We start from the raw sequence: 24035 nt of genomic DNA on the forward strand, positions 1-24035 counted from the left end.
GCTTCCGGGAGGGTCGGGGCGGGGGGTTCCGAGTGTATCGACGCGGGCCGGGCGCCCGGTGGGAGCGCGCACCGCGTCGGCTCGGAACACGCCGAGCGCCCAGCGGGGGAACGGGCGCCCGGCGGGGGTCAGTGCGCGAGCAGCTCGCGCACCCGCGGGATGACCTGCGTGCCGTAGAGCTCGATGTTGCGCATGATCGCCGGGTGCGGCAGCGTCCCGGCGCTGTACTTGAGGTCGAAGCGGTCGATGCCCAGGGCCTCGACCGTTCGCGCGATCTTCCGGGCGACCGTCTCGGGCGAGCCGAGGTGGATGGCGCCGTCGGGGCCGGCCTCCTCCTCGAAGCGCTCGCGGGTCATCGGGGACCAGCCGCGCTCGCGGCCGATGGCGTCCATCATCGCCTTGTGGTGCGGGAAGTACAGCTCGCGCGCCTCCTCGTCGGTGTCGGCGACGAAGCCGGGCGAGTGCACGGCGACCGGGAGGCGGGGCTGCTCGAGCTGGTCGAGCGCGCGGCCGAAGAGGTCGACGTAGGGGCGGAAGCGGGCCGGCGAGCCGCCGATGATCGCCAGGACGAGCGGGAAGCCGTACCGGGCGGCGCGGACGACCGACTCGGGGCTGCCGCCGACGCCGATCCAGGTGCGGAGGGTGCCGTTGTCGAGGGTCGGGTAGACGCTCTGCTCGGTGAGCGCGGGGCGGGTCGTGCCCTGCCAGGTGACCGGGCCGCCCTGGATCAGGGCGTGGAAGAGGTCGAGCTTCTCCTCGAAGAGGACCTCGTACTGCGCGAGGTCGTAGCCGAAGAGCGGGAAGGACTCGGTGAAGGAGCCGCGGCCGAGGATGACCTCGGCCCGGCCGCCGGAGAGTCCGTCGAGGGTGGCGAAGCGCTGGTAGACGCGCACCGGGTCGTCCGAGGAGAGGACCGTCACGGCGGAGCCGAGGTGGATGCGCTCGGTGCGGGCCGCGATGGCGGCGAGCACGACGTCCGGTGCGCTCACGGCGAAGTCGGCGCGGTGGTGCTCGCCGATCCCGAAGAAGTCGATGCCGACCCGGTCGGCCAGGACTCCCTCCTCGACCACGTCGCGGAGGACCTGGCCGTGCGGCAGCGGGGCGCCGTCGGGGCCGGCGGTGACGTCGCCGAACGTGTCGACGCCGAACTTGACTTCATGCATACTCATGGACTTCTGCAACCTCCGGGGGTCGACGGCTATTCCTGCGGGCGGGGTCCGACGTCCCCGGGCAGGAGCGCGTCGGACGAGACGATCCCCGCCTCGAGCGCCGGCTCGCGGTAGGCGCGCCCGAGCGAGGCGACGGTGTCGTGCGCGTTCAGGCCGCTCGGGTTCGGCAGCACCCAGAGCGGCGAGCCCGCCACGTCCTCCTCCTGCCTGCCCTGCACCGCCCTGCGGCGTCCGAACGCGATCCGGTAGGCGGTGATGCCGACGACCGCGACGGCCCGGGGCCGCACCCGCTCCACGGTGGCGACCAGCCGCTGAGCGCCCTCGCGCAGCTCCTCCGCGGTCAGCTCGTCGGCGCGGGCGGTCGCCCGGGAGGCGAGATTGGTGATGCCGACGCCGCGGGAGACGAGCTCCGCGCGGTCCGCGGCGCCCATCCCCTCGGACACGCGCGGCGCGCGCTCGAGGATCCCGGCCGCGACGAGCGCCGGGTAGAAGCGGTTGCCGGGGTGGGCGAAGTGCGCGCCGGTGGCGGCGGTCCACAGTCCCGGGTTGATGCCGACGAAGAGGAGCCGGACGTCGTCGCCCAGCAGGTCCTCGACGGTGCGGTCCTGGAACGCTGCGAGCTCGGCGCGGGTGAACGGCATGCGACCATCCTGCCGCGGCGCAAGGCCTCTCGGCACGGGGTCGCCGGTGCCAGCATGGAGGCATGACGAACGCATCCCAGGACCACCCGATCCAGCACGGCAGCGACGACGCGCAGCTCGACGAGAAGCTTCGCGGCGTGCTGCTGCAGGTCGCCGGCGACGCCGAGCTGCGACCGGAGGAGGACGTCGAGACCCTGCTGCGCCAGCGCCTGCGCGACACGCGGATCTCGATCTCGGACGAGGCGATCCCGGGGCTCGCCAAGCGCATCCCCGGACTCATGCAGCGCGGGGGCGGCGACGTGAACCCCGGGGCGCACTAGCCCCGGGGGACGGGCGCGGGCCGAGCGGCCGCTCGGGCCGCGCCGGCTCGCGCTACTCGGGGACCGCCGGGCCCTTGCGGTGGTGGTCGAACACCAGGCTCGTGCGCGTCGAGGCCACCGCCGGATTCGCCGAGAGGTTCGAGACCACGAAGTCCCGCACGTCGCTGGAGTCGCGGACCGCGACGTGGATGATGAAGTCCTCCGAGCCGCCGAGGAAGAACACCTGCACCACCTCGGGCAGCGCGCGGATCTCCTCCGCGAAGCGCGTGATCGCCTGGCGCTGGCCGACGCGGATGCTGACGCTGATCAGCGCCTGCAGGGTCAGGCCGAGCGCCGCCGGGTCGAGCTCGGCGGTGAAGCCGGTGATGACGCCGCGCTCGACGAGGCCCCGGACGCGTGCGACGCAGGTCGACGGGGCGATGCCGGCGCGCTCGGCGAGCCGGCTGTTGGGCGTCCGCGCGTCGGCGCGGAGGAGGCGCACCAGGGTCCGATCGACCGGATCCAGGTCGTCGAGGTCGTGCAGATCCTTCGGTGGCATGCGCCCGCTCCCTCACTCCGCCGACGAACCTTCGGCCCGTGCGGTGACTTCCGACCGATCCTGCGGAGTTCCTCCGCTCCGGGCACGATCTTCGCACGATGGGGGCAGAGCCGGTGCAGGATCGGCGCCCACCGCCCGCCCCGCGGGCCGCAGCGAAGGAGCCGCCGTGCGCGTCGGGATCCCCACCGAGATCAAGAACAACGAGAACCGGGTCGCCGCCACTCCGGCCGGCGTCCACGAGCTGGTGCGCCGCGGCCACGAGGTCCTCGTCGAGGCCGGCGCGGGCCTGGGCTCGCGCGTGTCGGACGACGACTTCCGCCGCGCCGGCGCCCTCGTCGTCGACGGGCCCGACGAGGTCTGGGGCGAGTCCGAGCTGGTCCTCAAGGTCAAGGAGCCGATCGAGGCCGAGTACCCGCGGATGCGCCGCGACCAGGTGCTCTTCACCTACCTCCACCTCGCCGCCTCCCGCCCGTGCACCGATGCGCTGCTCGCGGCGGGGACGACCTCCATCGCCTACGAGACGGTCCAGCTGGACGACCGGCGGCTGCCGCTGCTCTCGCCGATGAGCGAGGTCGCCGGGCGCCTGTCGATCACGGTCGGCGCCTACCACCTCATGAGTGCCGTCGGCGGACGGGGCACGCTGCTCGGCGGGATCCCCGGCACTCCGAAGGCGAGGGTCGTCGTGATCGGCGGCGGCACGGCCGGCGAGCACGCCGCGGCGAACGCCCTCGGCATGGGGGCCGACGTCACGATCGTCGACCTCTCGCTCCCCCGCCTCGCGCAGCTCGAGAACCGCTTCCAGGGCGCGATCCAGACCCGCGCCTCCTCGGCCTACGAGATCGCCGCGCAGCTGGCCGACGCCGACCTCGTGATCGGATCCGTCCTCATCCCGGGCGCCAAGGCGCCCAAGCTGGTGACCGACGAGATGGTCGCCACGATGAAGCCGGGCTCGGTGCTGGTCGACATCGCGATCGACCAGGGCGGCTGCTTCGAGGGCTCGCGTCCGACCACGCACGACGACCCGGTGTTCCCCGTGCACCGGAGCGTCTACTACTGCGTCGCGAACATGCCCGGCGCCGTTCCCGAGACCTCGACCCGCGCGCTCACCAACGCGACGCTCCCCTACGCGCTCGCGCTGGCCGACCGCGGGTGGCGGGCCGCCCTGGCCGCCGACCCGGCGCTCGCCCGCGGCCTGAGCACCCACGACGGCCGGGTGACGAACACCGCCGTCGCCGCGGCCTTCGACCTCCCGGCCGTGCCGGTGGAGTCGCTGCTGCTCTAGGCGCCCGCGGACGCGAGGCCGAGCCCCCCGAGGATCTCGGCGATCTCCTCCTCCGGAGCGCCGCCCACGTCGACCGTGACGTGGAGCTCGTCGTCGCCGAGGGGCTCGAGCGCCTCGAACTGCGAGTCGAGCAGCGTGGTCGGCATGAAGTGGCCGACCCGCGAGGCGAGCCGCCCGGCGATACGGTCCCTCGATCCCGCGAGGTGCGCGAAGACGAGGTCGTCGCGGCGCAGGACGTCGCGGTAGCGGCGGCGCAGGGCCGAGCAGGTCACGACGACCGAGCCGCCCGCGGCGATCCGCTGGTCCACCACGCGGGCGATCTCGGCAAGCCAGGGCGCCCGGTCCTCGTCGGTCAGCGGGATGCCGGCGTGCATCTTGTCGACGTTCGCCTGCCGGTGCAGGTCGTCCCCCTCGAGGAACTCCCAGCCGAGTCGGCGCGCCAGGAGCGACGCGACGGTCGACTTGCCGCTGCCGGAGACGCCCATGACGACGACGGCGCGGACGGGGACGGTGGGAAGAGCGGTCATCAGATACCTCCTACGAAGAGACCGATCAGGAGGACCCCGGCGAGCCCGGTCACCGAGACCAGGCACTCCATCACGGTCCAGGTCTTGAGCGTCTGGCCGATGCTGAGCCCGAGGTACTCCTTCACCAGCCAGAACCCGGCGTCGTTGACGTGCGACAGGAACACCGAGCCGGCGCCGATCGCGAGCACCATGAGGGCGACCATCGGCCCGTCCATGGTCTCGGTCAGCGGCTGGAGGATCCCTGCGGCAGTCACGGTGGCGATGGTCGCGGAGCCGGTGGCGACGCGGATCACGACGGCTACGAGCCAGGCGAGCAGCAGCGCCGAGGCGCCGCTCCCCTCCGCGAGCTGGGCGACCACCCCGCCGATCCCGGTGTCGACGAGGACCTGCTTGAAACCGCCGCCCGCGCCGACGATGAGCAGGATGCCCGCGATCGGCGGCAGCGAGCTCGAGAGCGAGGCCTGCAGCTCGGTGCGGTTCATCCGGCCGCCGCGGCCGAGCAGGACCAGACCGGCCAGGAGCGCGATCCCCAGCGCGATGGTCGGCGTGCCGAGGAAGTCGAGGGCCCCCTTCCAGGCGTCCGTGGAGCCCGGGGCCGCGATGTCGGCGATCGCCTTGCCCAGCATCAGCACGACCGGCAGCAGGATGCTCGCGACGGCGGCGACGAAGCCCGGGCGGTGCTCGCGCGTCTCGCCCGCGCCCTCGCCGAAGAGCGGCGGCGTCTCCACCGGCGCCCAGCGGGCGGCGACCCGGCCGAAGAGCGGGCCGGCGACGACGACGGTGGGGATCGCGACCAGGACGCCGAACGCGAGGGTCACGCCGAGGTTCGCGCCGAGCGCGTCGATCGCGACCAGCGGTCCGGGGTGGGGCGGGACGAGGCCGTGCATCACCGAGAGGCCGGCGAGCGTCGGGATCGCCACCTTCATCAGCGGCAGACCGCTCCGGCGGGCGACAAGGATCACGACCGGGATCAGCAGCACGAGCCCGACCTCGAAGAACATCGGCAGCCCGATCAGCGCGCCGACGAAGCCCATCATCCAGGGCAGCGCGCGAGTGCTCGAGCGGGCGATGAGGGTGTCCACGATGCGGTCCGCGCCGCCCGAGTCGGCGAGGAGCTTGCCGTACATCGCGCCGAGGCCGATGAGGATGCCGACGCCGCCCATGGTGTTGCCGAACCCCAGCGCGAAGCTGGCGACCGCGTCCGCCGCCGCCAGCCCCGCGATCAGGCCCGTCGTCAGCGCTCCGATCAGCAGGGAGACGAAGGGGTGCAGCTTCAGCCAGGTGATCAGCACGACGATCACGGCGATGCCGACGACGGCGGCGAGGATCAGCTGCCCCTGCCCGGCGGTGGTGGCGGGGGCGTCCCCGGCGGCGGCGCGGAGGGCGGGGAGGAGGGTCGGTGTCATGAGCGTCCTTGGTCGAGCCGACGGCCAGCGGCCGGCTTTTGTCCGACATAACCTGCGTGTGTCCCGATCATGCCCGAAGATCGGCCGGGGCGCGACTCCGGCGATGGCAGGATGACCGCATGCCCGCGCCGACGCCCTCGCTGCACCACTCGGTGCTGGACGAGCTCGGCTCGCAGATCGTGCGCGGCGAGCTCGCGCCGGGCACCACCTTCAGCGCCGACGAGCGTGCGGAGCGGCGCGGGGTCTCCCGCTCGGTGATGCGGGAGGCGGTGCGCGTCCTCGAGACGCTCGGGCTCGTGACGTCCCGCCGCCGCGCGGGGACGCGGGTCCAGCCTCCGGAGTGCTGGAACGCCCTGGACACGCGGGTCGTCGCGTGGGGACTGGACGGCCCGGACCGGCGGCGCCAGCTGCACCAGCTCAGCGAGCTCCGACTCGGGGTGGAGCCGCTCGCCGCCCGGCTCGCCGCGGCGAACGCGACCGAGGAGCAGCGGCGGGCGCTCACGGAGGCGGGCGACGCCCTCTCCACCCACTCCCGTGCAGCCGACCAGTCCGCCTACCTCGCCGCCGACACCGCCTTCCACCGCTCCCTCCTGGCCGCGTCCGGCAACCTGATGCTCGCGCAGCTGGGCGATCTGGTCGCCGAGGTCCTCGCCGGCCGCACCCGCAACGCGCTCATGCCGCGCGAGGCCGACTCCACCGCGGTGCGGCTGCACCGGGCGGTGGCCGCCGCCGTCGCCTCGGGCGACGCGGACGCTGCAGAGGCCGCGATGCGGGCGATCGTCGAGGAGTCGGACCGGGCGGTCCAGGAGAGCTGACGGGGTTGCACGCCCGCAGCGCCGCGCGCACAGTGGAGCGCATGGTCGAGGGATACACGTCCGCGCAGGTGCGGGCCGCCGAGGCTCCGCACCTGGCCCGGCGGGAGCCGCTGATGCAGCGCGCCGCCGACGGCCTCGCCCGCGAGCTGCGCCTCGTGCTCGCCGGGCGCTCCGACCGCTCCCGTCCGGGCTCGGTGCTCGTCCTGGTCGGTCCGGGCGACAACGGCGGTGACGCGCTCTACGCGGCCGCCGAGCTCTCCTCCTCCGGAACCGACGTCGTCCTCGTCCTCACGGCCGAGCGCGTGCACCACCGGGGCCTCGCCGTGGCGCTCGACGAGGGCTGCGGGCAGGTGCCGGCCGACGACGCGCCCGGCCTCGCCGCGGCGGTGGCGCGGGCGGATGTCCTGGTCGACGGGATCCTCGGCATCGGAGCGACGGAGCCCGCGCTGCGGGGGCGGCCGCGCGTCGTCGTCGAGGCGGTGCTCGACGCGCTGGAGCGGCGGGCCGAGCGCCCGGTGGTCGTCGCGGTCGACCCGCCGAGCGGCGTCCATCCCGACGACGGGTCGGTCCCCGATCCCACCGTGCTGCGCGCCGATGTGACGGTCGCCTTCGGCGCGATCAAGGCCGGTCTGCTGCTGCCTCCGGGCGACTCCTACGCGGGCCGTCTGCGCCTGGTCGACATCGGCCTCGGCCCGGACCTGGCCGGAGTGGAGCCCGCGGTCCGCGAGTGAGTGAGCGGCTCAGGAGGGAGCGAGGAGGTGCGCCTTCTCGGGGTGCTGCTCGAACCACTGCCCGACGTACCAGCACATCGGTACGACGCTCCGCCCGCCGGCGGCCTCGATGTCGTCGACGGCGAAGGAGACCAGCTCCCCTGCGAGCCCGCGGCCGCGGAAGGGCGGGGTCGTGAAGGAGCGGACGAGGGAGACGCTGCCGGGCGCCTCGCGGTAGTCGAGGACGCCCACCAGGGCGCCGTCGAGGTGGAGCTCGTAGCGCGACGCGTCGTCCGCCCGGCGGAAGTCCTTGGCCATGCATCCAGAGTAGGACGGCCCGGACGGATCAGGTCTCGTCGCCGAGCATCTCGCCGTCGGCGTAGAGCCAGCGACCGTCCTCGCGCAGGAAGCGGCTGCGCTCGTGCACGAGGCCGGGGCCGGCGGGCGAGCGGTAGGAGGCGCGGAACTCGACCAGGCCCTCCTCGTCGCCCTCCCCGCCGAACGAGGTGTCGACGATCTGGAGCCGGCGCCACTGGAGGTCGGGATCGAGGTCGATGCGGCGCGGCCGGGTCGAGGGGTGCCAGCTCGCGAGCAGGTAGGGGGCGCTGCCGAGGACGTTCGCGCTGTAGCGGCTGCGCATCAGGCGCTCCGCCGTCGGCGAGGGCTCCTCGCCGAGGTGGGCGGGGCGGCAGCAGTCGGCGTAGTGGCGGCGGCTTCCGCAGGGGCAGGAGTCGGCGGGATGCATCCGGCCAGTGTGGCAGGCGATGCGGCGCCCCCGGTCCGGCGCGGCTCCGGCGAGCGCCGCGACTCCCTGGGCCGTCCAGGTGTGCATCCCCTCCACATCCGCTCCGCCGCCTTGAGGGTGCCGCCGGATCCCGGCAACGTGGCCCCCTCATCGACCACGGACGGAAGGAACGACCCGATGCTCACGCTCACCGACAACGCCAGCACCGTCGTCAAGACCATCACCGGGCAGACCGAGACCCCTGTCGAGGGAGGCCTGCGCATCAGCGGCACCGATCTCGACGCCCGCAACTTCGCTGTCGCGGTCGCCGCGGCCCCCGAGACGACGGACGCCGTCGTGGAGCAGGACGGAGCGCGCGTGTTCCTCGACGTCGCCGCCTCCGTCGCTCTCGGCGACAAGGTCCTCGACGCGCAGGTGGACGAGGGCGGCTCCGTCAGCTTCGGGATCGCTCCGCAGGGCTGACCCCGTCGACCCGGAGGCCGCCCCCACCGCAGTGCGGGAGGGCGGCCTCCGTCGTCCCCGGGATCAGGAGAGGACGTCGCGAGTGGTGAAGCGGCCGATCGCGAGCGACCCGAACACGGCGACGTAGGCGAGCTGGAGCAGCGCGTTCTCGCCGAAGGAGCTCCACGCGATCGGGTCGCGCAGGAGGTCGGCGAAGTCGAACCACCGGTCGGTCAGCAGGAACGGGTGGAGGGCGTCCAGCTGCGAGAGCGAGCCGACGATCTGCGCCGCGATGGAGACGACGACGGTGGCCGCCATGGCGCCGACCGGCACATCGGTCAGCGTCGAGATGAAGAGGCCGATCGCCGAGAGCCCGACCAGCGAGAGCGCCGCGTACACGGCGATCGCCAGGGCCCGGCCGATCGCGTCGCCGAGCGGGACGGTGCTGCCGGAGAGGAGCGTCACCGGTCCCGCCGGGAAGAGCGCCAGGCCGATCAGGATCCCGACCACCATGACGGTGAGTGCTGCGGCGAGGCAGAAGGCGAGGGAGGCGGCGAACTTCACCGCGAGCAGTCGCACGCGGCCGACGGGGCTGACCAGCAGGTAGCGCAGCGTCCCGAGCGAGGCCTCGCCCGCGATCGCGTCGCCGGCGACGACCCCGACCGTGAGCGGGAGGAACAGCGGGACGGCGACCGTGATGGCCGCGAAGCCGGTGAAGAGTCCGTTGCCGGCGATCGCGCCCACGAAGGAGGGCCCGCCTCCGTCGCCGCCCGAGAGCCGCACCGCGACGGCGAGCAGGATCGGGATGGCGGCCAGGGCCGCGAGCAGCGCCCAGGTGCGGCGCCGACGGAAGAGCAGGGCGAGCTCGGAGGCGAGCAGGGACCCGATCCCCGCGCGGCGGACGGTCGCGTCAGCGCTCGACATCGAAGCCCTCCCCGGTCAGCTCGACGAAGCGCTCCTCGAGCGAGGGGCGGCGGACGGCGAACCCGCGGACGCGGACGTCGGCCCGCACGAGGTCGGCGACCAGCGTCTCGGCCGCGAGCCCGGGCGGCAGAGCGGCGACGACCAGCGGCGGATCGGCGGGGTGCGGGCCCGGCGCGGTGCGCGGCTCCAGACCCCGGGTGTGCAGAGCCACGATCGCGCGCTCGCGGTCGGGCGTCAGCAGCTCGACCGAGGCGGCGTCCCCGCGCAGCTCGTCCAGCCCGCCCTGGGCGACGAGGCGCCCGGTGCGCATGACGGCGGCGTGGGTGCAGAGCTGCTCGATCTCGGCCAGGAGGTGGCTGGAGACGAGGACGGTCGTGCCGTCCTGGTTCAGTCCGCGCACGAGAGCGCGGACCTCGCGGGTGCCCTGCGGGTCGAGGCCGTTCGTGGGCTCGTCCAGCACGATCAGGTCGCGCGGCGAGAGGAGGGCGACCGCGATGCCGAGCCGCTGCTTCATGCCCAGGGAGTAGGAGCCGACCTTCTTGCGCGCCGCGGCCGAGAGGCCGACGCGGGCGAGGGCCTCCTTCGCACGGGTGTCGCGGGTGCGGGACGAGGTGCCCGCCTCCGCGGCGTCGAAGCGCCGGAGGTTGGCCGCTCCGGAGAGGAACGGGTAGAAGCCCGGCCCCTCGACCAGCGCCCCCACCCGGGGCAGGACCTCGGCCGCGCGCCGGGGCATGGCCTGCCCGAGGACGGTGATGCTGCCCGCGGTCGGCGCGGCGAGGGCGAGCAGCATCCGGATCGTCGTGGTCTTGCCCGAGCCGTTCGGGCCGAGGAAGCCGAAGACGGCGCCGCGGGGAACGGCGAGGTCGAGACCGGAGACCGCCTCCTGGCGCCCGAAGCGCTTGGTGAGGCCCCGCGTCTCGACTGCGAGCTCGCCCGCCGTCACCGAGCGGAGGCCGCGTCGCGGAGCGCCTCGGCCGGGACCGCGCCGACGAGGACGCGTCCGTCGTCGGTGACGAGGACGGTCAGCAGGGCGGAGGAGAGGATGCGGCCGCCGTCGACCGGCGTGGTGACCGCGTCGAGCGAGGAGAGCGCGTCGGCGTCACCGGCGGGCAGCTCGACGACGCTCGTCCAGCCGGAGCCCGTGGTGACGACGTCGGAGTGCTCGGCCGTGCCCGCGGCGGGCGCGTCGGAGGCGTCCGCCTCGTCGTCGACCGGAGCGGCCTGCTCCGTCACCTCGGCGCCGGCCGGGGGCGTGAAGGAGAAGAGGGACGCGTCGGGCGTCGCGAAGTCGATGCTCGTGTACGCGACGCTGAACGCGGGCGCGGTGCCCCCGCGGGCCGTCACCGCCACTCCGAGCGGGAGGCCCGTCTCGCCGTCGACCGAGACGGTCACGGAGCCCACGAGGGTGCCGCCGTCGCGGGGCGTGAGCACGAGCTCGTACGCGTCGCGCCCGGCGACGCTGACGTCCGAGCCGACCGCGACCGTGGTCGTCGGGTCGATCGCGGCGAGCAGCCGCTCGGCGGCGGACGACGGCGTCACGACCTGATCGCCCGGCGAGGCCTCGGGGGCTCCGCCCGCGGGAGGCACGAGGTGGGTGGCGGTGTTCGCGCTCGAGTCGTAGATCCAGACGCCGTCGGTCGTCGAGGCGACGACGTCGCGCTCGGCCAGCCGGTCGAGCACCTGGAGGCGCGCGCCCTTCTCGGCGTCGACGTACACGCGCGCCTGGTGCGAGCCCGTGGCGAGCTCGACGAGGGAGTCGGCGGGGTCGGCGGACGCCGAGCCGGCCGAGCCGCCGAGCGCCGAGAGGTCGGGCAGGCCGAGGTCCGAGGTCTGCCGGATCTCGCCGGAGAACGCCGTGGTGTCGCTCTCGGCGACGAAGGCGAGGAGGTCGGCGGCGGACTTCTCGGGGAGGTCTCCCGCGGCGCTCGCCGAGAGGGGGAGGGCGACGGCCGCGGCGACGACGACCGCGGGGACGACGGCGACGGGCGTCCAGCGCTTCCAGTCAATGCTCATGCCGGGAACGCTACGCCTCGAACCTCCGCGGCGGGCCCGGAACGTGCCGGTCCACAGCCTTCCGGAAGGGGGTGCGGTCGGAGACCGCGGCCGGGATGATCAGGGCATGGACCTCCCGTTCGCGCTCCCCCTCGCCCCGATGCTCGCCAAGGCCGTTCCGGCGGTGCCGGAGCAGACCGCCGTCGCGGGCGGATACTCCTACGAGCCGAAGTGGGACGGGTTCCGCGCGATCGTCTCGGTCTCCGGCGGGGAGTGCGAGATCGGGAGCCGCGGCTCCAAGCCGCTGACCCGGTACTTCCCCGAGCTCGTCGAGGCCTTCCTCCGGCTGCTCCCCGACGGCTGCGTGGTCGACGGCGAGATCGTCCTGGCGACCGGCGAGCCGGGAGCGCAGCGGCTCGACTGGGACCTGCTCTCGCAGCGCATCCATCCGGCCGCGAGCCGCGTGAGGATGCTGGCGGAGACCACCCCGGCGATGCTCGTCGCCTTCGACCTGCTCGCCGTGGACGGGCGCAGCATGCTCGAGGAGCCGTACTCGGCGCGGCGGGAGGCGCTCGCCGCGGTGATGGCCGGCGTCCCGCATCCGCTGCACCTCGGCCGCGCCACCGACGACGAGGCCCTGGCGCGCGACTGGCTGGAGCGCTTCGAGGGCGCAGGACTGGACGGCGTCGTGGCGAAGCCCCTGGCCGCGCCCTACTCCCCCGGGAAGCGCGCCGTACTCAAGGTCAAGCACCACCGCACGGCCGACGTGATCGCGATCGGGTACCGCGAGCACGCCTCCAAGCCGGGCGTGGGCTCGATCCTGCTCGGCCTGCACGGCGACGACGGAGAGGTCCGCCAGGTCGGCGGGGCCTCGGCCTTCAGCGACGAGCGTCGCGTGCAGCTGCTGGAGGAGCTCGCACCCGCGGTCGAGCGCGACGAGGGGGGAGCGCCGGTGCGCGGCGAGGGCGAGCGGAGCCGGTTCTCGAGCGGCCGCGACACCTCCTTCGTGCGTCTGCGTCCCGAGCTCGTGCTCGAGGTCCGCTACGACCAGCGCGAGGGCGACCGCTTCCGGCACACCGTGCAGTTCGAGCGCTGGCGCCCGGACCGCGACGCCGCCTCCTGCACCATGGAGCAGCTGGAGCAGCCGACCGCGTACGACCTCGGCGACGTCCTCGGCTAGGCCTTCTTCGCGCGGCTGGGCTGCACGCGGGGCGGCTCGCCCGGCATCTTGGGGAAGTCGGGCGGGAACGGCAGCTCGCCGAGGCCGGCGGCGACATCGCGCTCCCACCAGCCGAGCAGGGCGTCGAGGTGACCGGGGGCGTCGTGCATCCGGGCCCACGGATCACCGCGCTCGGCGAGGCGCGCCGGGACCGTGCGGATCGTGAAGGCCCGCGGGTCGACGCCGTCGAGCTCGTCCCAGTCCAGCGGAGTGGAGACGGGAGCGTGCGCGAGCGGCCGCGGGCTGTAGGCACCGGCGATCGTGCGGTCGCGGTTGGCCTGGTTGAAGTCGACGAAGATCCGCTCGCCGCGCTCCTCCTTCCACCACGCCGTCGTGACCTGCTCGGGCATCCGCCGCTCCAGCTCGCGCGCCGCGGCGATCACCGCGTGGCGGACGTCGAGGAACTCGTGCTCGGCGACGATCGGCGCGAAGACGTGCAGGCCGCGGTTGCCGGACGTCTTCACGAACGGGTCGAGGCCGGCCTCCCGCAGGACCTCCCGCAGCGCGTGCGCGGCGACGACCGCGTCGGCGACGTCGGTGCCGGGCTGCGGGTCGAGGTCGATCCGGAGCTGGTCGGGCAGGTCGGGCGCATCGGCGCGGGACGCCCACGGGTGGAAGACGACGGTGTTCATCTGCGCCGCCCAGACGGCGGCCGCGGGCTCGTCGATCACGAGCTGCGGATGCACCCGCCCGCTCGGGTACGTCACCGGGACGGACCGGACGTACTCGGGCGCGCCCTTGGGCGGGTTCTTCGAGAAGAACTGCTCGCCCTCGATCCCGGAGGAGAACCGCTGCAGCGAGACGGGGCGGCCGCCGTTCGCCGCGACGAACGGCTCGCCGACGGCGATCAGGTACTCCGCGACCTCGCGCTTGGTGATGCCCGGCTCCGGGAACAGCACGCGCTCGGGGCTCGAGATCCGCACCTCCCGGTCGCCGTGCGGTCCGGGGACGGTGAGGACGACGGCGTCGCTGCTGGGCATCTGCTGAGGCTAGCCCGCGGCGCCGCCCGGCGACAGGGGTCCTCCGGGGCGTCGCCGCAGCCGGATCGGGCCCTTCGCCCGCGAGGGGTCGACGACCTGTCCGCCCTGCACGATGTCGATCTCGCCCCGGTCGACCAGGCGGCGCGCGGCCCGGCGGACGGGCTCCATCAGCGGCCGCCACTCCTCGCCGCCGACCCGGCGCGCGACCTCGGACGGGCACGCCGTCGACGACGCCGCTCGCGCGAGCAGGACGGTGCGGATCTCCTCCTCGAGGCGCGCCTCCTCCGGTCCGACTCCGCGACGGCGGCAGGCGTCCGAGCAGTAGCGGACGTCCTCCCAGTCCCGTGCCCACTTCGCGCGCCACTCGATCTCGCGACCGCAGGAGGCGCAGGTCTTGCTCTCGGGGTGCGCGGTGGACGTGCGCTGACGGTGGGCCATGCCCTCGAGTCTGCGCGCAGACCGCGGCCGCGGCGACGGGTTGCGCTGAGGGCGAGCGACGGGTGCGCGGGCTCCGGCGCCGAGGACGGGCACCCGATGCGGCGTGCTCGGGAACAGGGAGCGGCGGATCGGCGTTCCCCGAGGTGGCGGCGTCATACTCCGCAATAGGGCGGCCCTCCCCCGGTCGGTGCGCCAGTCTGGAGGAGCCGTGCTGCGGCGCGACGGCGGGCCACCACCCCGTGCCGCACCCTCGATCGATCAGGAGTCTCCGATGAGCCGCGAGAACCTCGCCACCACCCCGGACCGCGAGCCGGAGCACCGCGCCTTCGCCGGACTCTCCCCGGAGGACTTCAAGCTCGCGTTCCGCAACCACGCCGCCGGAGTCGCGCTGATCACCGCGGACCCGGGCACCGGCCCGGTCGCCCTGACCGCGACCTCCGTCTTCTCGGTGAGCGCCGAGCCGCCGCTGTTCGTCTTCTCGCTCTCGTCCGCCTCGTCCAGCTCTCCGGCCATCCAGGCGTCCGAGACGCTGGTCGTGCACCTGCTCGGGGCGGAGCAGCTCGACCTGGCGCGACTGGGCTCGACCAGCGGCATCGACCGCTTCGCCGACACGTCGCTCTGGTCGCGGCTGCCCACGGGCGAGCCGTTCTTCCCGGGCGCCGCCGCCTGGATCCGCGGCACGGTGATCAACCGCATGGAGGCGGGATCGTCCACGATCGTCGCCGTGCACGCCCTCGAGGCCCACGTGCCCGAGGACTCCGAGACCACGGCGCCGCTCGTCTACCACAACCGCACCTGGCACCACCTCGGCGAGCACTCGCGCCTGAGCTGAGCTCCGCGCGCGATCCGAAGAAGGCGCTTCAGGCCTCCGACCCGGTCGCCACCGTCCGGCCCGGCGTGCTCGACCACTGCGACCAGGAGCCCGGGTAGAGCGCCGGCGCGAAGCCCGCGAGAGTGAGCGCGACGACGTCGACCGCGGCCGAGACGCCGCTACCGCAGTACACGCCGACGGGGGCGTGCTCCCGCACGCCGAGCGCCTCGAATCCGGCGCGCAGGTCGGAGGCGGGCCGGAACCGCCCCTCGGAGTCGAGCGCCGCGGACGCGGGAGCGTTCCGAGCGCCGGGGATGCGGCCCGCCCGCGGGTCGATCGGCTCGACCTCGCCGCGGTACCGCTCAGGGGCGCGGGCGTCGAGCAGGACGCCCGCCGAGGGCAGCGCCGCCGCCTCGTCGATGTCCAGCACCGGGAGCCGACCGTAGGCCAGCTCGACGTCGCCCCGCTCGCGCGGGACGTCGCCCGTCTCGAGCTCCCGCCCCGAGCGGATCCAGCCGGCGAGCGACCCGTCGAGCAGGCGGACGTCCTCCACTCCCGTCGCCCGCAGCAGCCACCAGGCCCGCGCGGCCGGGACGCTACGCGCGTCGTCGTACACGACGACGGACCGGCCCCGGCGGAGCCCCCAGCCGCGCGCCGCCTCCTGCAGCACCTCGATCGGAGGCAGCGGGTGGCGCCCCTCCTCCGGCTCGCCGTGGGCGGCCAGCTCGTGATCGAGGTCGACGTGCACCGCGCCGGGCAGGTGACCCGCGAGGTACTCCGGGCGGCCGTCGGGCCGGTCGAGGCGCCAGCGCACGTCGAGGACGAGCGGCGGCTCGGTGGAGGCCATGAGCTCGGCGAGCTCGTCGGGGGTGACCAGCAGGCTCTCGCGGCTGGAGGGGGTCGTCGGGGTCATGGCGTCCTTCCGATCCGCGTCGTCGGCGGAGTCCTGCCCCAGCATGCCGGGTCGCCCGGCGGCGCGGGAGCTCGGGCGGCAGCGGAGCATCAGTGCGCAAGGCGCCTTGTCGATGGTCGTCTGCCGGAGAGCCTCTCGCGCAGGCGGGTCGTGTTCACCACTCGAGACCCGCGGGCGCGGCCCGGAGGCCTGCAAGGGACCGCTCGGGCCTGAGAGAGGAGGGCGAGGCTCTCGACGTCGGAGGACCGCCGAAGGCCCGCCCCTCCGGCAGGGGCGGACCTTCGCTGCCTTCAGTTGGACTCGCAGGCGAACCCGTCGTCGTCCCTGTCGAGCCCTGCGACATCGCCGTAGTACGGGTAGTACAGGTCGAAGTACCGCTGAGCTGAGGCCTGGTCCGGGAAGTCGTCGCAGTTCACAGCGTCGCCGGGATAAGCAGGTCGTCCCGGGCCGGGCGCCGGTGCCGGCGCCGGCGCAGCGGCCTGCGCGCTCGCCCAGAGTGCGCGGCCCTGCGGCGAGTAGATCACCAGATTGCCGTCGTTCTGCATGACCATCCGGGAGCCCGGGCTGCCCGCCGTGCCGGACTGCCAGCGCGCTCCGCCGGAGCCCGCGTAGACCACGGCGTTGCCGTCGGACTGCATCTCGAGCCGGTTGCCGCCTCCGGACGTGCCGGCCGCCCAGCGGGCCGAGCCGCGCGAGTACACGACGAGGTTGCCGTCGCCCTGCATGACCGCCTCGCTCCCTCCGTCGGAGGAGTGCAGCAGCTGTCCGGACGCGAGCCGGCTCCCGGAGGAGAGGGTGTCCCGGACGGCGGGCGCGGGCGGCGCCGGAGGGGTGTCGCTCGCCCACAGCGCGCGGCCCGAGGCGGAGTAGACGACCAGGTTGCCGTCGTTCTGCATCTGCAGGCGGGATCCCGGGTTGCCCGCCGTACCCGAGGCCCACAGGGGTCGGCCCGAGGCGGAGGTGACCACGGCGTTGCCGTCCGACTGCATCGAGAGCGTCTCGCCCTCGCCCTGGGTGCCGGCGCCCCAGCGGACGTCCCCCCGCGAGTAGACCGCGAGATTGCCGTCGCCCTGCAGGGAGGCGCGCGACCGGCCGTCCGGCGAGGTGAGCTGCTGTCCCCGGCTGAGCCGCGAGCCGGAGGAGAGGACGTCGCGGATCTCAGGCGCGCGCGAGGTCGAGCTCGCCCAGAGCGGCCGTCCGGAGGCGGCGGTGATCACCAGGTTGCCGTCGTTCTGCATCCGCATCCGCGCGCCCGGGTTCCCGGGCGTTCCCGCCTGCCAGCGCACGCCGGACCCGGGGGCCGAGACCACCGCGTTCCCGTCGGTCTGCATCGCGAGGCGGTTGCCCGCTCCGGAGGTGACGGAGCTCCAGCGCGGCGATCCGTCCACGGAGACGACGAGATTGCCGTCGCTCTGCATCGCGGCGCGCGAGCGGCCGTCCGAGGCGGTCAGCTGCTGTCCCGGAGCGAGCTCGCGCCCGCTGTCGAGGACGTCGGCGATCGGCTCCGGCTCGGGCTCCTGCTCGTCGGCCGAGGACCAGGCCGTGTCCCCGTTCGGGCGGACGAGCACGAGCTGCCCGTCGTCCTGGATGAGGGCGAGCGCGCCGGTCTCTCCCGCGGTCCCGGACGCCCAGACGGGCGTGCCGGAGCCGGTCACGACGACGAGGTTGCCGTCCTCCTGCATCCGCACCGTGGTCGCACCGGTGCCCTGGGTCCTGGTGCTCCAGACGGGGCGGCGCCCGGCGTCGTAGATCACGGCGTTGCCGTCCGCCTGCATCTCGAAGCTCGCGGAGTCTCCGTTCGAGAAGATGCGCTCGCCCGCGTCCAGCGAGTCGCCGCCGAGGAGGGCGTTCGTGTAGGTCTGCGATCCGCGCGCCTCGGCGGGCGGAGTCTCCCCCGGGACGAAGGCGGTCGGAGTCTCGGCGACGGCCTGCGTCGCGAGGGCGGACGGCGCCAGAGCGGCGGAACCGCCCGCGGCGAGCAGGCAGGCGAGGGCCATCGCCGCGAGGCGATGAGGAGGTCGTGGCACGGAGAGCCCTTTCGGAGGCGGCGGCGGCGGAAGCCGTGGTCGAGCGGAGCCTGGCACGCGCTCGCCACGGCCGTCCATCCGGGCCGCGCGGAACTACTCAGCCGGAGCGGGCGATCCGCGCCGGCTGCGCGGGCGCCGCCTCCGGACCACGGAGCCTCCGGCCGGCTCGCGCGCCCCGGCCGGGGTTGTCGGCGATCGACGCGGATCGACGGAGGACGTGCTCCCACGGCCGGAGCGCACCCCGCGCGGGCGCCCCGGGAGGCGGCTCGGACCTCCCGCGGCACGGAGGAGGTCCCCGTTCCTCCTAAAATCGGAGGCATGTCGAAAGTGTTGAGCAGTCTGCCCGTGGGCGAGCGTGTCGGAATCGCATTCTCGGGAGGCCTCGACACATCCGTCGCCGTCGCCTGGATGCGCGAGAAGGGCGCGGTGCCCTGCACGTACACGGCCGACATCGGCCAGTACGACGAGCCCGACATCGAGAGCGTCCCGTCCCGCGCGGCCCAGTACGGCGCCGAGATCTCGCGCCTCGTCGACGCGAAGAGCGCGCTGGTCGAGGAGGGGCTCGTCGCCCTGCAGTGCGGCGCCTTCCACATCCGCTCCGGCGGCAAGACCTACTTCAACACCACCCCCCTCGGCCGCGCCGTGACCGGCACCCTCCTCGTCCGCGCCATGCGCGAGGACGGCGTCGACATCTGGGGCGACGGCTCGACCTACAAGGGAAACGACATCGAGCGGTTCTACCGCTACGGCCTGCTCGCCAACCCCCGCCTGCGCATCTACAAGCCCTGGCTCGACGTGCAGTTCGTCAACGAGCTCGGCGGCCGCACCGAGATGTCGGAGTGGCTGGTCGCCCGCGGCTTCCCCTACCGCGACGCCACCGAGAAGGCCTACTCGACCGACGCCAACATCTGGGGCGCCACCCACGAGGCCAAGCGCCTCGAGGAGCTCTCCAGCGGCCTCGAGCTCGTCGAGCCGATCATGGGTGTCGCGTCGTGGCGCGACGAGGTCGAGATCGCCTCCGAGGTCGTCTCGGTGCGCTTCGAGGCCGGCCGCCCCGTCGCGCTGAACGGCGTCGAGTTCTCGGACGCCGTCGCGCTCGTGCTCGAGGCGAACGCGATCGGCGGACGCCACGGGCTCGGCGTCTCGGACCAGATCGAGAACCGGATCATCGAGGCCAAGAGCCGCGGCATCTACGAGGCCCCCGGCATGGCGCTGCTGCACATCGCCTACGAGCGCCTGCTGAACGCGATCCACAACGAGGACACCGTCGCCCAGTACCACTCGGAGGGCCGCCGTCTCGGCCGCCTCATGTACGAGGGCCGCTGGCTCGACCCGCAGTCGCTGATGCTGCGCGAGTCCATCCAGCGCTGGGTCGGCTCGGCCGTCTCCGGGGAGGTCACCCTGCGCCTGCGCCGCGGCGACGACTACACGATCCTCGACACGACCGGCCCCGCGCTGAGCTACCACCCCGACAAGCTCTCGATGGAGCGGGTCGGCGACGCCGCCTTCGGCCCCGAGGACCGCATCGGGCAGCTCACGATGCGCAACCTCGACATCGCCGACTCCCGTTCGCGGCTCGAGCAGTACGCGGCCGCCGGCCTCGTCGGCGGTCCGACCGCCGAGCTCGTCGGCGAGCTCGAGATCGGCGAGGCCGACGCGATCACCGAGGGCGGCGGGTCCGCAGCGGCCGATGCGCTCGGACGCGCCACCGACCTGGCCTCGGAGGGTGCGGCGTTCGACGCCGGAACCGACTGAACCCGCCCGCCCGACGCCCCCGCGCGCATCCGTCCCACGGGGACGCGAGGCGCACGGGGGCGTCGTGCTGTGCGGACCGACCCGGCGCGCCGGGTGCGAGGGCGGGCCCGGCGCGAGAGCGGTGCTCCGGCGTTAATCGCGCCGGCCGTCAGGGCGCGGAGGACCGGACGAGCGCGAGCGCGGCGTCCACGGTGGCGAGCGACTGCGCCGGATCGACGCGGGCCAGCACGAGCGCGGCCACCAGCAGCGACACGAGGACGTCCGCCTGAGCCGACGCCCACGCCTGCGCGTCGGGCCAGCGGGCCAGCGCTCCGGTGCGCAGTGCGCCCAGCAGCTCGGCCCGGTAGTCGGCGATCACCTCGCGCACGGCGTCGTCGCGCGCGATCGGCGCGCCCGCGGCGTTGAGCAGCAGGCAGCCGCTCTTCGCCGAGAGCGTGCGGGAGTCGGCGAGCGCCGCCCGCAGCCCGGCGAAGTACTCCTCGAGCGCCGTCGGCGACGCCCCTCGCGGATCGACGAGCGGGGCGAGCCGGGGCCGCACCACCTCGTCGAGGTAGCTCTGCACGGCAGCGTCGAAGAGCCCGCGCTTGCTGCCGAAGGCGTGGTAGAGGCTGGAGCGGCGCAGTCCGGTCGCGGACTCCAGGTCCGGGAGCGACGCCTCCTCGAAGCCGCTCTCCCAGAAGACGGCGCGGGCGGCGCGGACGACCTGCTCGGTGTCGAAGCCCTGCGTGCGACCCACGGCGCTCCTCCTGAGGGGTGACAGCTGCGGCGCCGCACTGGCACGGACCGCTCGCTCCAGTATATTGTGGACTGGTCGTTACACAATCGGTGCGGAGCCCTCCGCATCACGACCATCGCCTGGAGGCCCGCCGTGATCGTTCTCGGACTGGTGCTCGCCGCTCTCGCCGCGGCGCTGCACGTCTACATCTTCGTGCTCGAGTCGGTCCTCTGGACGACCTCGCGCGCCCGATCGACGTTCGGCACGACCGCCGGCGAGGCGGAGGCGACGAAGGAGATGGCCTACAACCAGGGCTTCTACAACCTCTTCCTCGCCGTCGTCACCGCGGCGGGCATCGTCGCCGTCGCGATCGGCGCCACCGCCGTCGGCGCGGCCCTCGTGTTCGCCGGCGCCGGATCGATGGTCGCCGCAGCACTCGTCCTGCTCCTCTCCGCTCCGACCAAGCGCCGCGCCGCGCTGACCCAGATGACCCCGGGTCTGCTCGCGGTGATCGCTCTCGCCGTCGGCCTCTCACTCTGATCCCCTCCGCTCCACCACCACGAAAGGTCCTATGAGCACCGTCACCAGCACCCAGATCCAGCTCGTCCGCCGCCCCGACGGCTGGCCCGTCGCCGAGGACTTCCGGACCGCGACCGTCGAGTACGGCGATCCGGCCGCGGGCGAGATCCGCGTCGAGAACGCCTTCCTCTCGGTCGACCCCTACATGCGCGGCCGCATGAACGACGTGAAGAGCTACACCCCGCCCTTCGCTCTCGGCGAGACCATGACCGGCGGTGCCGTCGGCCGGGTGACCGTCTCCGACGACCCCGCGTTCCCCGTCGGCAGCGCGGTCCTGCACCAGCTCGGCTGGCGCGACGTCGTGCAGGCCGAGTCGTCGCAGTTCCGCGTCGTCCCCGAGATCCCCGGAGTGCCGCTCTCCCTCCGCCTCGGCATCCTCGGGATGACCGGACTCACCGCGTACGTCGGGCTCACCGCCATCGCGGGCATGAAGGAGGGCGACACCGTCTTCGTCTCGGGCGCCGCGGGAGCCGTCGGCTCGGCCGCCGGTCAGATCGCGCGCCTCCTCGGAGCCGAGCGGGTCGTCGGATCCGCGGGCTCGGCCGAGAAGGTCGCCCTGCTCACCGAGAAGTACGGCTACGACGCCGCCTTCGACTACCACTCCGGCCCGGTCCGCGAGCAGCTGGCCGAGGCCGCGCCCGACGGGATCGACGTGTACTTCGACAACGTCGGCGGCGAACACCTCGAAGCGGCCCTCGACGCCTTCCGCGACGGCGGCCGCGCGGCGCTCTGCGGAGCGATCGCCGGCTACAACAGCACCGAGAAGACGCCCGGCCCCGACAACATGGCGAACATCATCACCCGCGGTCTCACGCTGCGCGGATTCACGCTGTCCGGCTACCTCGACCACGCGCCGGAGTTCAACCGGCTGATGGCCGGCTGGTTCGCCGACGGAGAGATCGCCTACGACGAGACCGTCGTCGACGGCATCGACCACGCCGTGGACGCGTTCCTCTCGATGATGCGCGGCGGCAACACCGGGAAGATGGTCGTCCGCGTCTAGCGCCGACCCCGGTGCGGCGGGCGCGAGGAGGGGGCACCTCCGGACACCCGCCGCATCGGTCCTCCGCCTCCCTGTCCGGGAGCTCCGAGCATGCTCGCGGATCCGCGGGGCCGTTCGGTCCGGGCGGTGGCAGACTGCGGGCATGAGCACGTTCTCGCACCGGACCGGCGCCTCCGCGCTGGCAGCAGCAGCACTCGTCCTCGTCCTCTCCGGCTGCGCGGGCAGCGGCGGAGCCCCGTCCGCGCGGACGCCGCTCCCGACGCCGACCGCGACGGCGACCCCGACGTCTTCGCCGACTCCCGCTGCGACGCCGACTCCCACCGTGACCGTGACGGTCACGGCGACCCCCGAGCCCTCGTCGACCGGTTCTCCCGCCGCGGATCCGGCGGCGGCGCGCTGCACGGGCTCCGACCTGACGATGGAGTACCGCCCCGACCCCGACGCGTCGGGTGCCGGGAACAGCGCCTTCGACCTCGTGCTCACCAGCACCTCCTCCTCCGACTGCGCTCTCGCGGGCATCCCCGGCGTCTACGCGACCGACGCCGACGGGAACCGGATCAGCGCGGTCGCCGACGCGTCCGGCCCGAACCCCGACGCTCCCGTGATCCTCGTCCCGGGCGCCCGGGCGGACGTCCGGGTCGCCTGGCACTCCCCCGGCGCCTACGGCTGCACGGTCGGGACCTCCGCGTACCTCGTCGCCGAGGTCCTCGACGCCCCGGACGGCGCGGTCCGCGCCCCCGCCGAGCTCCAGGTGTGCACCGACGGCACCGTGATGATGGACGCCTCCGCCTACACGCTGCTCTGAGCCCTCCCCGAGCGCGCACACCTTCCGCGCGGCCCGCTCACCGGGCGCGACCCCTTGACCGGGCGCGGCGCAGCCGGGACCCTCGCACTACACGTCCCCACCCCACCCCGGAGGTCACCATGAAGGTCGGCTCACTCGTTCTCCGTCTCGCCGTCGGCGGGCTCTTCGTCGGACACGGTCTACAGAAGCTGCGGGGCTCGTTCGACGGCCCCGGCCTCGACGGCACCGAGCAGATGATGTCGAGCCTGGAGATGCACCCGGCCCGGCGCAACGCCGTCGCCGCAGCGGTGACCGAGACGGCCGGAGGCGCCGCTCTCGCCCTCGGCGCCGCGACTCCGCTCGCCGCCGCCGGACTCGTCGCCACGATGGTCACCGCCGTGCGCAAGGTGCACTGGAGCAACGGCCTGTGGAACGCGGGCGGCGGGTGGGAGTACAACGCCGTCCTCGTCGCGGCGACGGCCGCGATCGTCGCGGACGGCCCCGGCGCGCTCTCGTTCGACGCCCTGATCGGCAAGCGCAAGTGGGGAGCCGGCTGGGCGCTGTTCGCCCTGATCGGCGGAGCGGCTGCGTCGACCGCCCTGATCGAGGCCGGGCGACGCGCCGCGCCGGTCGGAGCGGGCACCTCCGGCTCCGACGACGGCGGGTCGGACGACGACGGCGCCGACTCGACCGCCTCGTAGCCCCGCTCCGCCGCACTGTGCGGGCGCGGTAGCGTCGGAGGCGTGACCGAGACACGCGCCTCCGACCCCGATCGCCCCGAGACCGACGCGCTCGCCCTCTGGCTCGCGGCGGTCGAGCGCCTCGACGCTCAGGACGACCCGGACGGCGTCGTCGAGCGGATGCGCGTCCTCGCAGCCCGCTACCCGGGACACGACGGAATCGCCGCTTTCGAGCTGGGCGGCGCCCTCGACAGCGCGGGACACGAGGCGGAGGCGGCGGTCGAGTACGAGCGCGCCCTCGCCGCCGGCCTGGATGACGAGCGGCGGGCGCGGTTGACGATCCAGTACGCCTCGACACTCCGGAACCTCGGCCGCACCGATGAGGCGATCGACCTCCTCGCCGGCGCCGCCGCGCACCCCGCGGTGGGCTCCGCGCGGGAGGTGTTCCTCGCGCTCGCCCTGCACAGCGCCGGGCGCGTCGACGAGGCCCTGCGGATCGCGCTGGAGGCGCTGGCTCCGGGGCTCCCCCGGTACCAGCGCTCCGTCCGCGCCTACGCCGCCGCCCTCACCGACCCCGAGCAGTAGCGCGGAGGCTCGGCGCGGCGAGCGCCGAACCTCCAT

Annotated in this window: 28 protein-coding genes; 13 read left to right on the top strand and 15 right to left on the bottom strand. The window is 74.2% G+C overall.

Annotation, left to right across the window (positions count from 1 at the left end):
* Positions 1 to 128 precede the first annotated feature (128 nt).
* Entirely contained in the window at positions 129 to 1163 is a 1035-nt protein-coding gene (locus C5C30_RS13105; protein ID WP_104225389.1) for an LLM class flavin-dependent oxidoreductase, read from the bottom strand.
* Between the two features lie 35 nt (positions 1164 to 1198).
* A complete protein-coding gene (locus tag C5C30_RS13110; protein WP_104333905.1) occupies positions 1199 to 1810 on the bottom strand; it encodes a mismatch-specific DNA-glycosylase in 612 nt (203 codons plus the stop codon).
* Between the two features lie 62 nt (positions 1811 to 1872).
* Between C5C30_RS13110 and C5C30_RS13115 the strand changes: the two genes are divergently transcribed.
* Positions 1873 to 2130, top strand: a complete 258-nt coding sequence (locus C5C30_RS13115; RefSeq protein WP_104222561.1) for a hypothetical protein — start codon at positions 1873 to 1875, stop codon at positions 2128 to 2130.
* 52 nt (positions 2131 to 2182) lie between these two features.
* Here the strand turns inward: C5C30_RS13115 and C5C30_RS13120 are convergent, their stop codons facing one another.
* Positions 2183 to 2668 (bottom strand): Lrp/AsnC family transcriptional regulator, encoded by a 486-nt coding sequence (locus tag C5C30_RS13120; protein WP_104222560.1) that lies wholly within the window; start codon positions 2666 to 2668, stop codon positions 2183 to 2185.
* A gap of 166 nt (positions 2669 to 2834) precedes the next feature.
* Here C5C30_RS13120 and ald point away from each other — a divergent pair, with 166 nt between their 5' ends.
* Positions 2835 to 3950, top strand: coding sequence for an alanine dehydrogenase (gene ald / locus C5C30_RS13125; RefSeq protein ID WP_104333906.1), 1116 nt, complete (start codon positions 2835 to 2837; stop codon positions 3948 to 3950).
* On the opposite strand, the gene C5C30_RS13130 is transcribed toward ald, so the two are convergent.
* Together C5C30_RS13130 and C5C30_RS13135 are read right to left on the bottom strand one after the other, a co-directional pair.
* On the bottom strand, positions 3947 to 4477 hold the full coding sequence (locus tag C5C30_RS13130; protein WP_104333907.1) for a gluconokinase: 531 nt from the start codon (positions 4475 to 4477) through the stop codon (positions 3947 to 3949). The two genes, ald and C5C30_RS13130, sit on opposite strands and share 4 nt — an antisense overlap.
* Positions 4477 to 5883, bottom strand: coding sequence for a GntP family permease (locus C5C30_RS13135; RefSeq protein WP_104333908.1), 1407 nt, complete (start codon positions 5881 to 5883; stop codon positions 4477 to 4479). The genes C5C30_RS13130 and C5C30_RS13135 overlap by 1 nt, the downstream gene beginning before the upstream one ends.
* 119 nt (positions 5884 to 6002) lie before the next feature.
* Here C5C30_RS13135 and C5C30_RS13140 point away from each other — a divergent pair, with 119 nt between their 5' ends.
* Positions 6003 to 6698 carry a FadR/GntR family transcriptional regulator gene (locus tag C5C30_RS13140; protein WP_104233364.1) on the top strand — a complete coding sequence of 232 codons (696 nt, stop codon included), beginning with the start codon at positions 6003 to 6005 and terminating at the stop codon, positions 6696 to 6698.
* 41 nt (positions 6699 to 6739) lie between these two features.
* Positions 6740 to 7429 carry an NAD(P)H-hydrate epimerase gene (locus C5C30_RS13145; protein ID WP_104333909.1) on the top strand — a complete coding sequence of 230 codons (690 nt, stop codon included), beginning with the start codon at positions 6740 to 6742 and terminating at the stop codon, positions 7427 to 7429.
* Between the two features lie 9 nt (positions 7430 to 7438).
* On the opposite strand, the gene C5C30_RS13150 is transcribed toward C5C30_RS13145, so the two are convergent.
* Both C5C30_RS13150 and C5C30_RS13155 read right to left on the bottom strand, forming a co-directional pair.
* Positions 7439 to 7726 carry a GNAT family N-acetyltransferase gene (locus C5C30_RS13150; protein WP_104222554.1) on the bottom strand — a complete coding sequence of 96 codons (288 nt, stop codon included), beginning with the start codon at positions 7724 to 7726 and terminating at the stop codon, positions 7439 to 7441.
* A 28-nt stretch (positions 7727 to 7754) separates the two neighbouring features.
* Complete coding sequence (locus C5C30_RS13155) at positions 7755 to 8153, bottom strand: YchJ family protein (protein ID WP_104288307.1); 399 nt, start codon at positions 8151 to 8153, stop codon at positions 7755 to 7757.
* A 177-nt stretch (positions 8154 to 8330) separates the two neighbouring features.
* Between C5C30_RS13155 and C5C30_RS13160 the strand changes: the two genes are divergently transcribed.
* On the top strand, positions 8331 to 8615 hold the full coding sequence (locus tag C5C30_RS13160; protein WP_104225397.1) for a hypothetical protein: 285 nt from the start codon (positions 8331 to 8333) through the stop codon (positions 8613 to 8615).
* Between the two features lie 63 nt (positions 8616 to 8678).
* On the opposite strand, the gene C5C30_RS13165 is transcribed toward C5C30_RS13160, so the two are convergent.
* Genes C5C30_RS13165 through C5C30_RS13175 form a run of 3 tightly spaced genes read right to left on the bottom strand, consistent with a single transcriptional unit; the run spans position 8679 to position 11531 of the window.
* Positions 8679 to 9518: an ABC transporter permease gene (locus C5C30_RS13165; RefSeq protein WP_104250736.1), complete on the bottom strand. Its 840-nt coding sequence runs from the start codon at positions 9516 to 9518 to the stop codon at positions 8679 to 8681.
* Positions 9505 to 10461 carry an ABC transporter ATP-binding protein gene (locus C5C30_RS13170; RefSeq protein ID WP_104225399.1) on the bottom strand — a complete coding sequence of 319 codons (957 nt, stop codon included), beginning with the start codon at positions 10459 to 10461 and terminating at the stop codon, positions 9505 to 9507. The genes C5C30_RS13165 and C5C30_RS13170 overlap by 14 nt, the downstream gene beginning before the upstream one ends.
* Positions 10458 to 11531: a DUF2092 domain-containing protein gene (locus tag C5C30_RS13175; RefSeq protein ID WP_104333910.1), complete on the bottom strand. Its 1074-nt coding sequence runs from the start codon at positions 11529 to 11531 to the stop codon at positions 10458 to 10460. The genes C5C30_RS13170 and C5C30_RS13175 overlap by 4 nt, the downstream gene beginning before the upstream one ends.
* Before the next feature lie 106 nt (positions 11532 to 11637).
* Here C5C30_RS13175 and C5C30_RS13180 point away from each other — a divergent pair, with 106 nt between their 5' ends.
* Positions 11638 to 12690 carry an ATP-dependent DNA ligase gene (locus C5C30_RS13180; RefSeq protein WP_104333911.1) on the top strand — a complete coding sequence of 351 codons (1053 nt, stop codon included), beginning with the start codon at positions 11638 to 11640 and terminating at the stop codon, positions 12688 to 12690.
* Here the strand turns inward: C5C30_RS13180 and ligD are convergent.
* Positions 12687 to 13709 carry a non-homologous end-joining DNA ligase gene (ligD, locus tag C5C30_RS13185; RefSeq protein ID WP_181027141.1) on the bottom strand — a complete coding sequence of 341 codons (1023 nt, stop codon included), beginning with the start codon at positions 13707 to 13709 and terminating at the stop codon, positions 12687 to 12689. The genes C5C30_RS13180 and ligD overlap by 4 nt on opposite strands.
* 9 nt (positions 13710 to 13718) lie before the next feature.
* Entirely contained in the window at positions 13719 to 14147 is a 429-nt protein-coding gene (locus tag C5C30_RS13190; RefSeq protein WP_104233370.1) for a DUF2256 and DUF3253 domain-containing protein, read from the bottom strand.
* A 271-nt stretch (positions 14148 to 14418) separates the two neighbouring features.
* Here C5C30_RS13190 and C5C30_RS13195 point away from each other — a divergent pair, with 271 nt between their 5' ends.
* Positions 14419 to 14979 (top strand): flavin reductase family protein, encoded by a 561-nt coding sequence (locus tag C5C30_RS13195; protein WP_104222547.1) that lies wholly within the window; start codon positions 14419 to 14421, stop codon positions 14977 to 14979.
* Positions 14980 to 15007: 28 nt separating this feature from the next.
* On the opposite strand, the gene C5C30_RS13200 is transcribed toward C5C30_RS13195, so the two are convergent.
* Entirely contained in the window at positions 15008 to 15871 is an 864-nt protein-coding gene (locus C5C30_RS13200) for a sulfurtransferase (protein WP_104333929.1), read from the bottom strand.
* 290 nt (positions 15872 to 16161) lie between these two features.
* Positions 16162 to 17868, bottom strand: coding sequence for an excalibur calcium-binding domain-containing protein (locus C5C30_RS13205; RefSeq protein ID WP_181131584.1), 1707 nt, complete (start codon positions 17866 to 17868; stop codon positions 16162 to 16164).
* A 348-nt stretch (positions 17869 to 18216) separates the two neighbouring features.
* Here C5C30_RS13205 and argG point away from each other — a divergent pair, with 348 nt between their 5' ends.
* Entirely contained in the window at positions 18217 to 19653 is a 1437-nt protein-coding gene (argG, locus tag C5C30_RS13210) for an argininosuccinate synthase (protein WP_104222545.1), read from the top strand.
* 148 nt (positions 19654 to 19801) lie between these two features.
* Here the strand turns inward: argG and C5C30_RS13215 are convergent, their stop codons facing one another.
* Positions 19802 to 20389 (bottom strand): TetR/AcrR family transcriptional regulator, encoded by a 588-nt coding sequence (locus tag C5C30_RS13215; RefSeq protein ID WP_104261132.1) that lies wholly within the window; start codon positions 20387 to 20389, stop codon positions 19802 to 19804.
* Between the two features lie 132 nt (positions 20390 to 20521).
* On the opposite strand from C5C30_RS13215, the gene C5C30_RS13220 reads away from it, so the two are divergent.
* From C5C30_RS13220 to C5C30_RS13240, 5 genes are all read left to right on the top strand, one after another.
* On the top strand, positions 20522 to 20908 hold the full coding sequence (locus tag C5C30_RS13220) for a DUF1304 domain-containing protein (protein ID WP_104269170.1): 387 nt from the start codon (positions 20522 to 20524) through the stop codon (positions 20906 to 20908).
* Between the two features lie 31 nt (positions 20909 to 20939).
* Positions 20940 to 21950: an NADP-dependent oxidoreductase gene (locus C5C30_RS13225; protein ID WP_104333913.1), complete on the top strand. Its 1011-nt coding sequence runs from the start codon at positions 20940 to 20942 to the stop codon at positions 21948 to 21950.
* A gap of 142 nt (positions 21951 to 22092) precedes the next feature.
* Positions 22093 to 22755: a DUF4232 domain-containing protein gene (locus C5C30_RS13230; protein ID WP_104333914.1), complete on the top strand. Its 663-nt coding sequence runs from the start codon at positions 22093 to 22095 to the stop codon at positions 22753 to 22755.
* 119 nt (positions 22756 to 22874) lie between these two features.
* Positions 22875 to 23435 carry a DoxX family protein gene (locus C5C30_RS13235; protein WP_104222539.1) on the top strand — a complete coding sequence of 187 codons (561 nt, stop codon included), beginning with the start codon at positions 22875 to 22877 and terminating at the stop codon, positions 23433 to 23435.
* Between the two features lie 42 nt (positions 23436 to 23477).
* Positions 23478 to 23999 carry a tetratricopeptide repeat protein gene (locus C5C30_RS13240; RefSeq protein ID WP_258059938.1) on the top strand — a complete coding sequence of 174 codons (522 nt, stop codon included), beginning with the start codon at positions 23478 to 23480 and terminating at the stop codon, positions 23997 to 23999.
* Positions 24000 to 24035: the final 36 nt, after the last annotated feature.

Source organism: Rathayibacter sp. AY2B5, assembly GCF_002931645.1.
In the GTDB taxonomy this organism is placed as follows: domain Bacteria; phylum Actinomycetota; class Actinomycetes; order Actinomycetales; family Microbacteriaceae; genus Rathayibacter.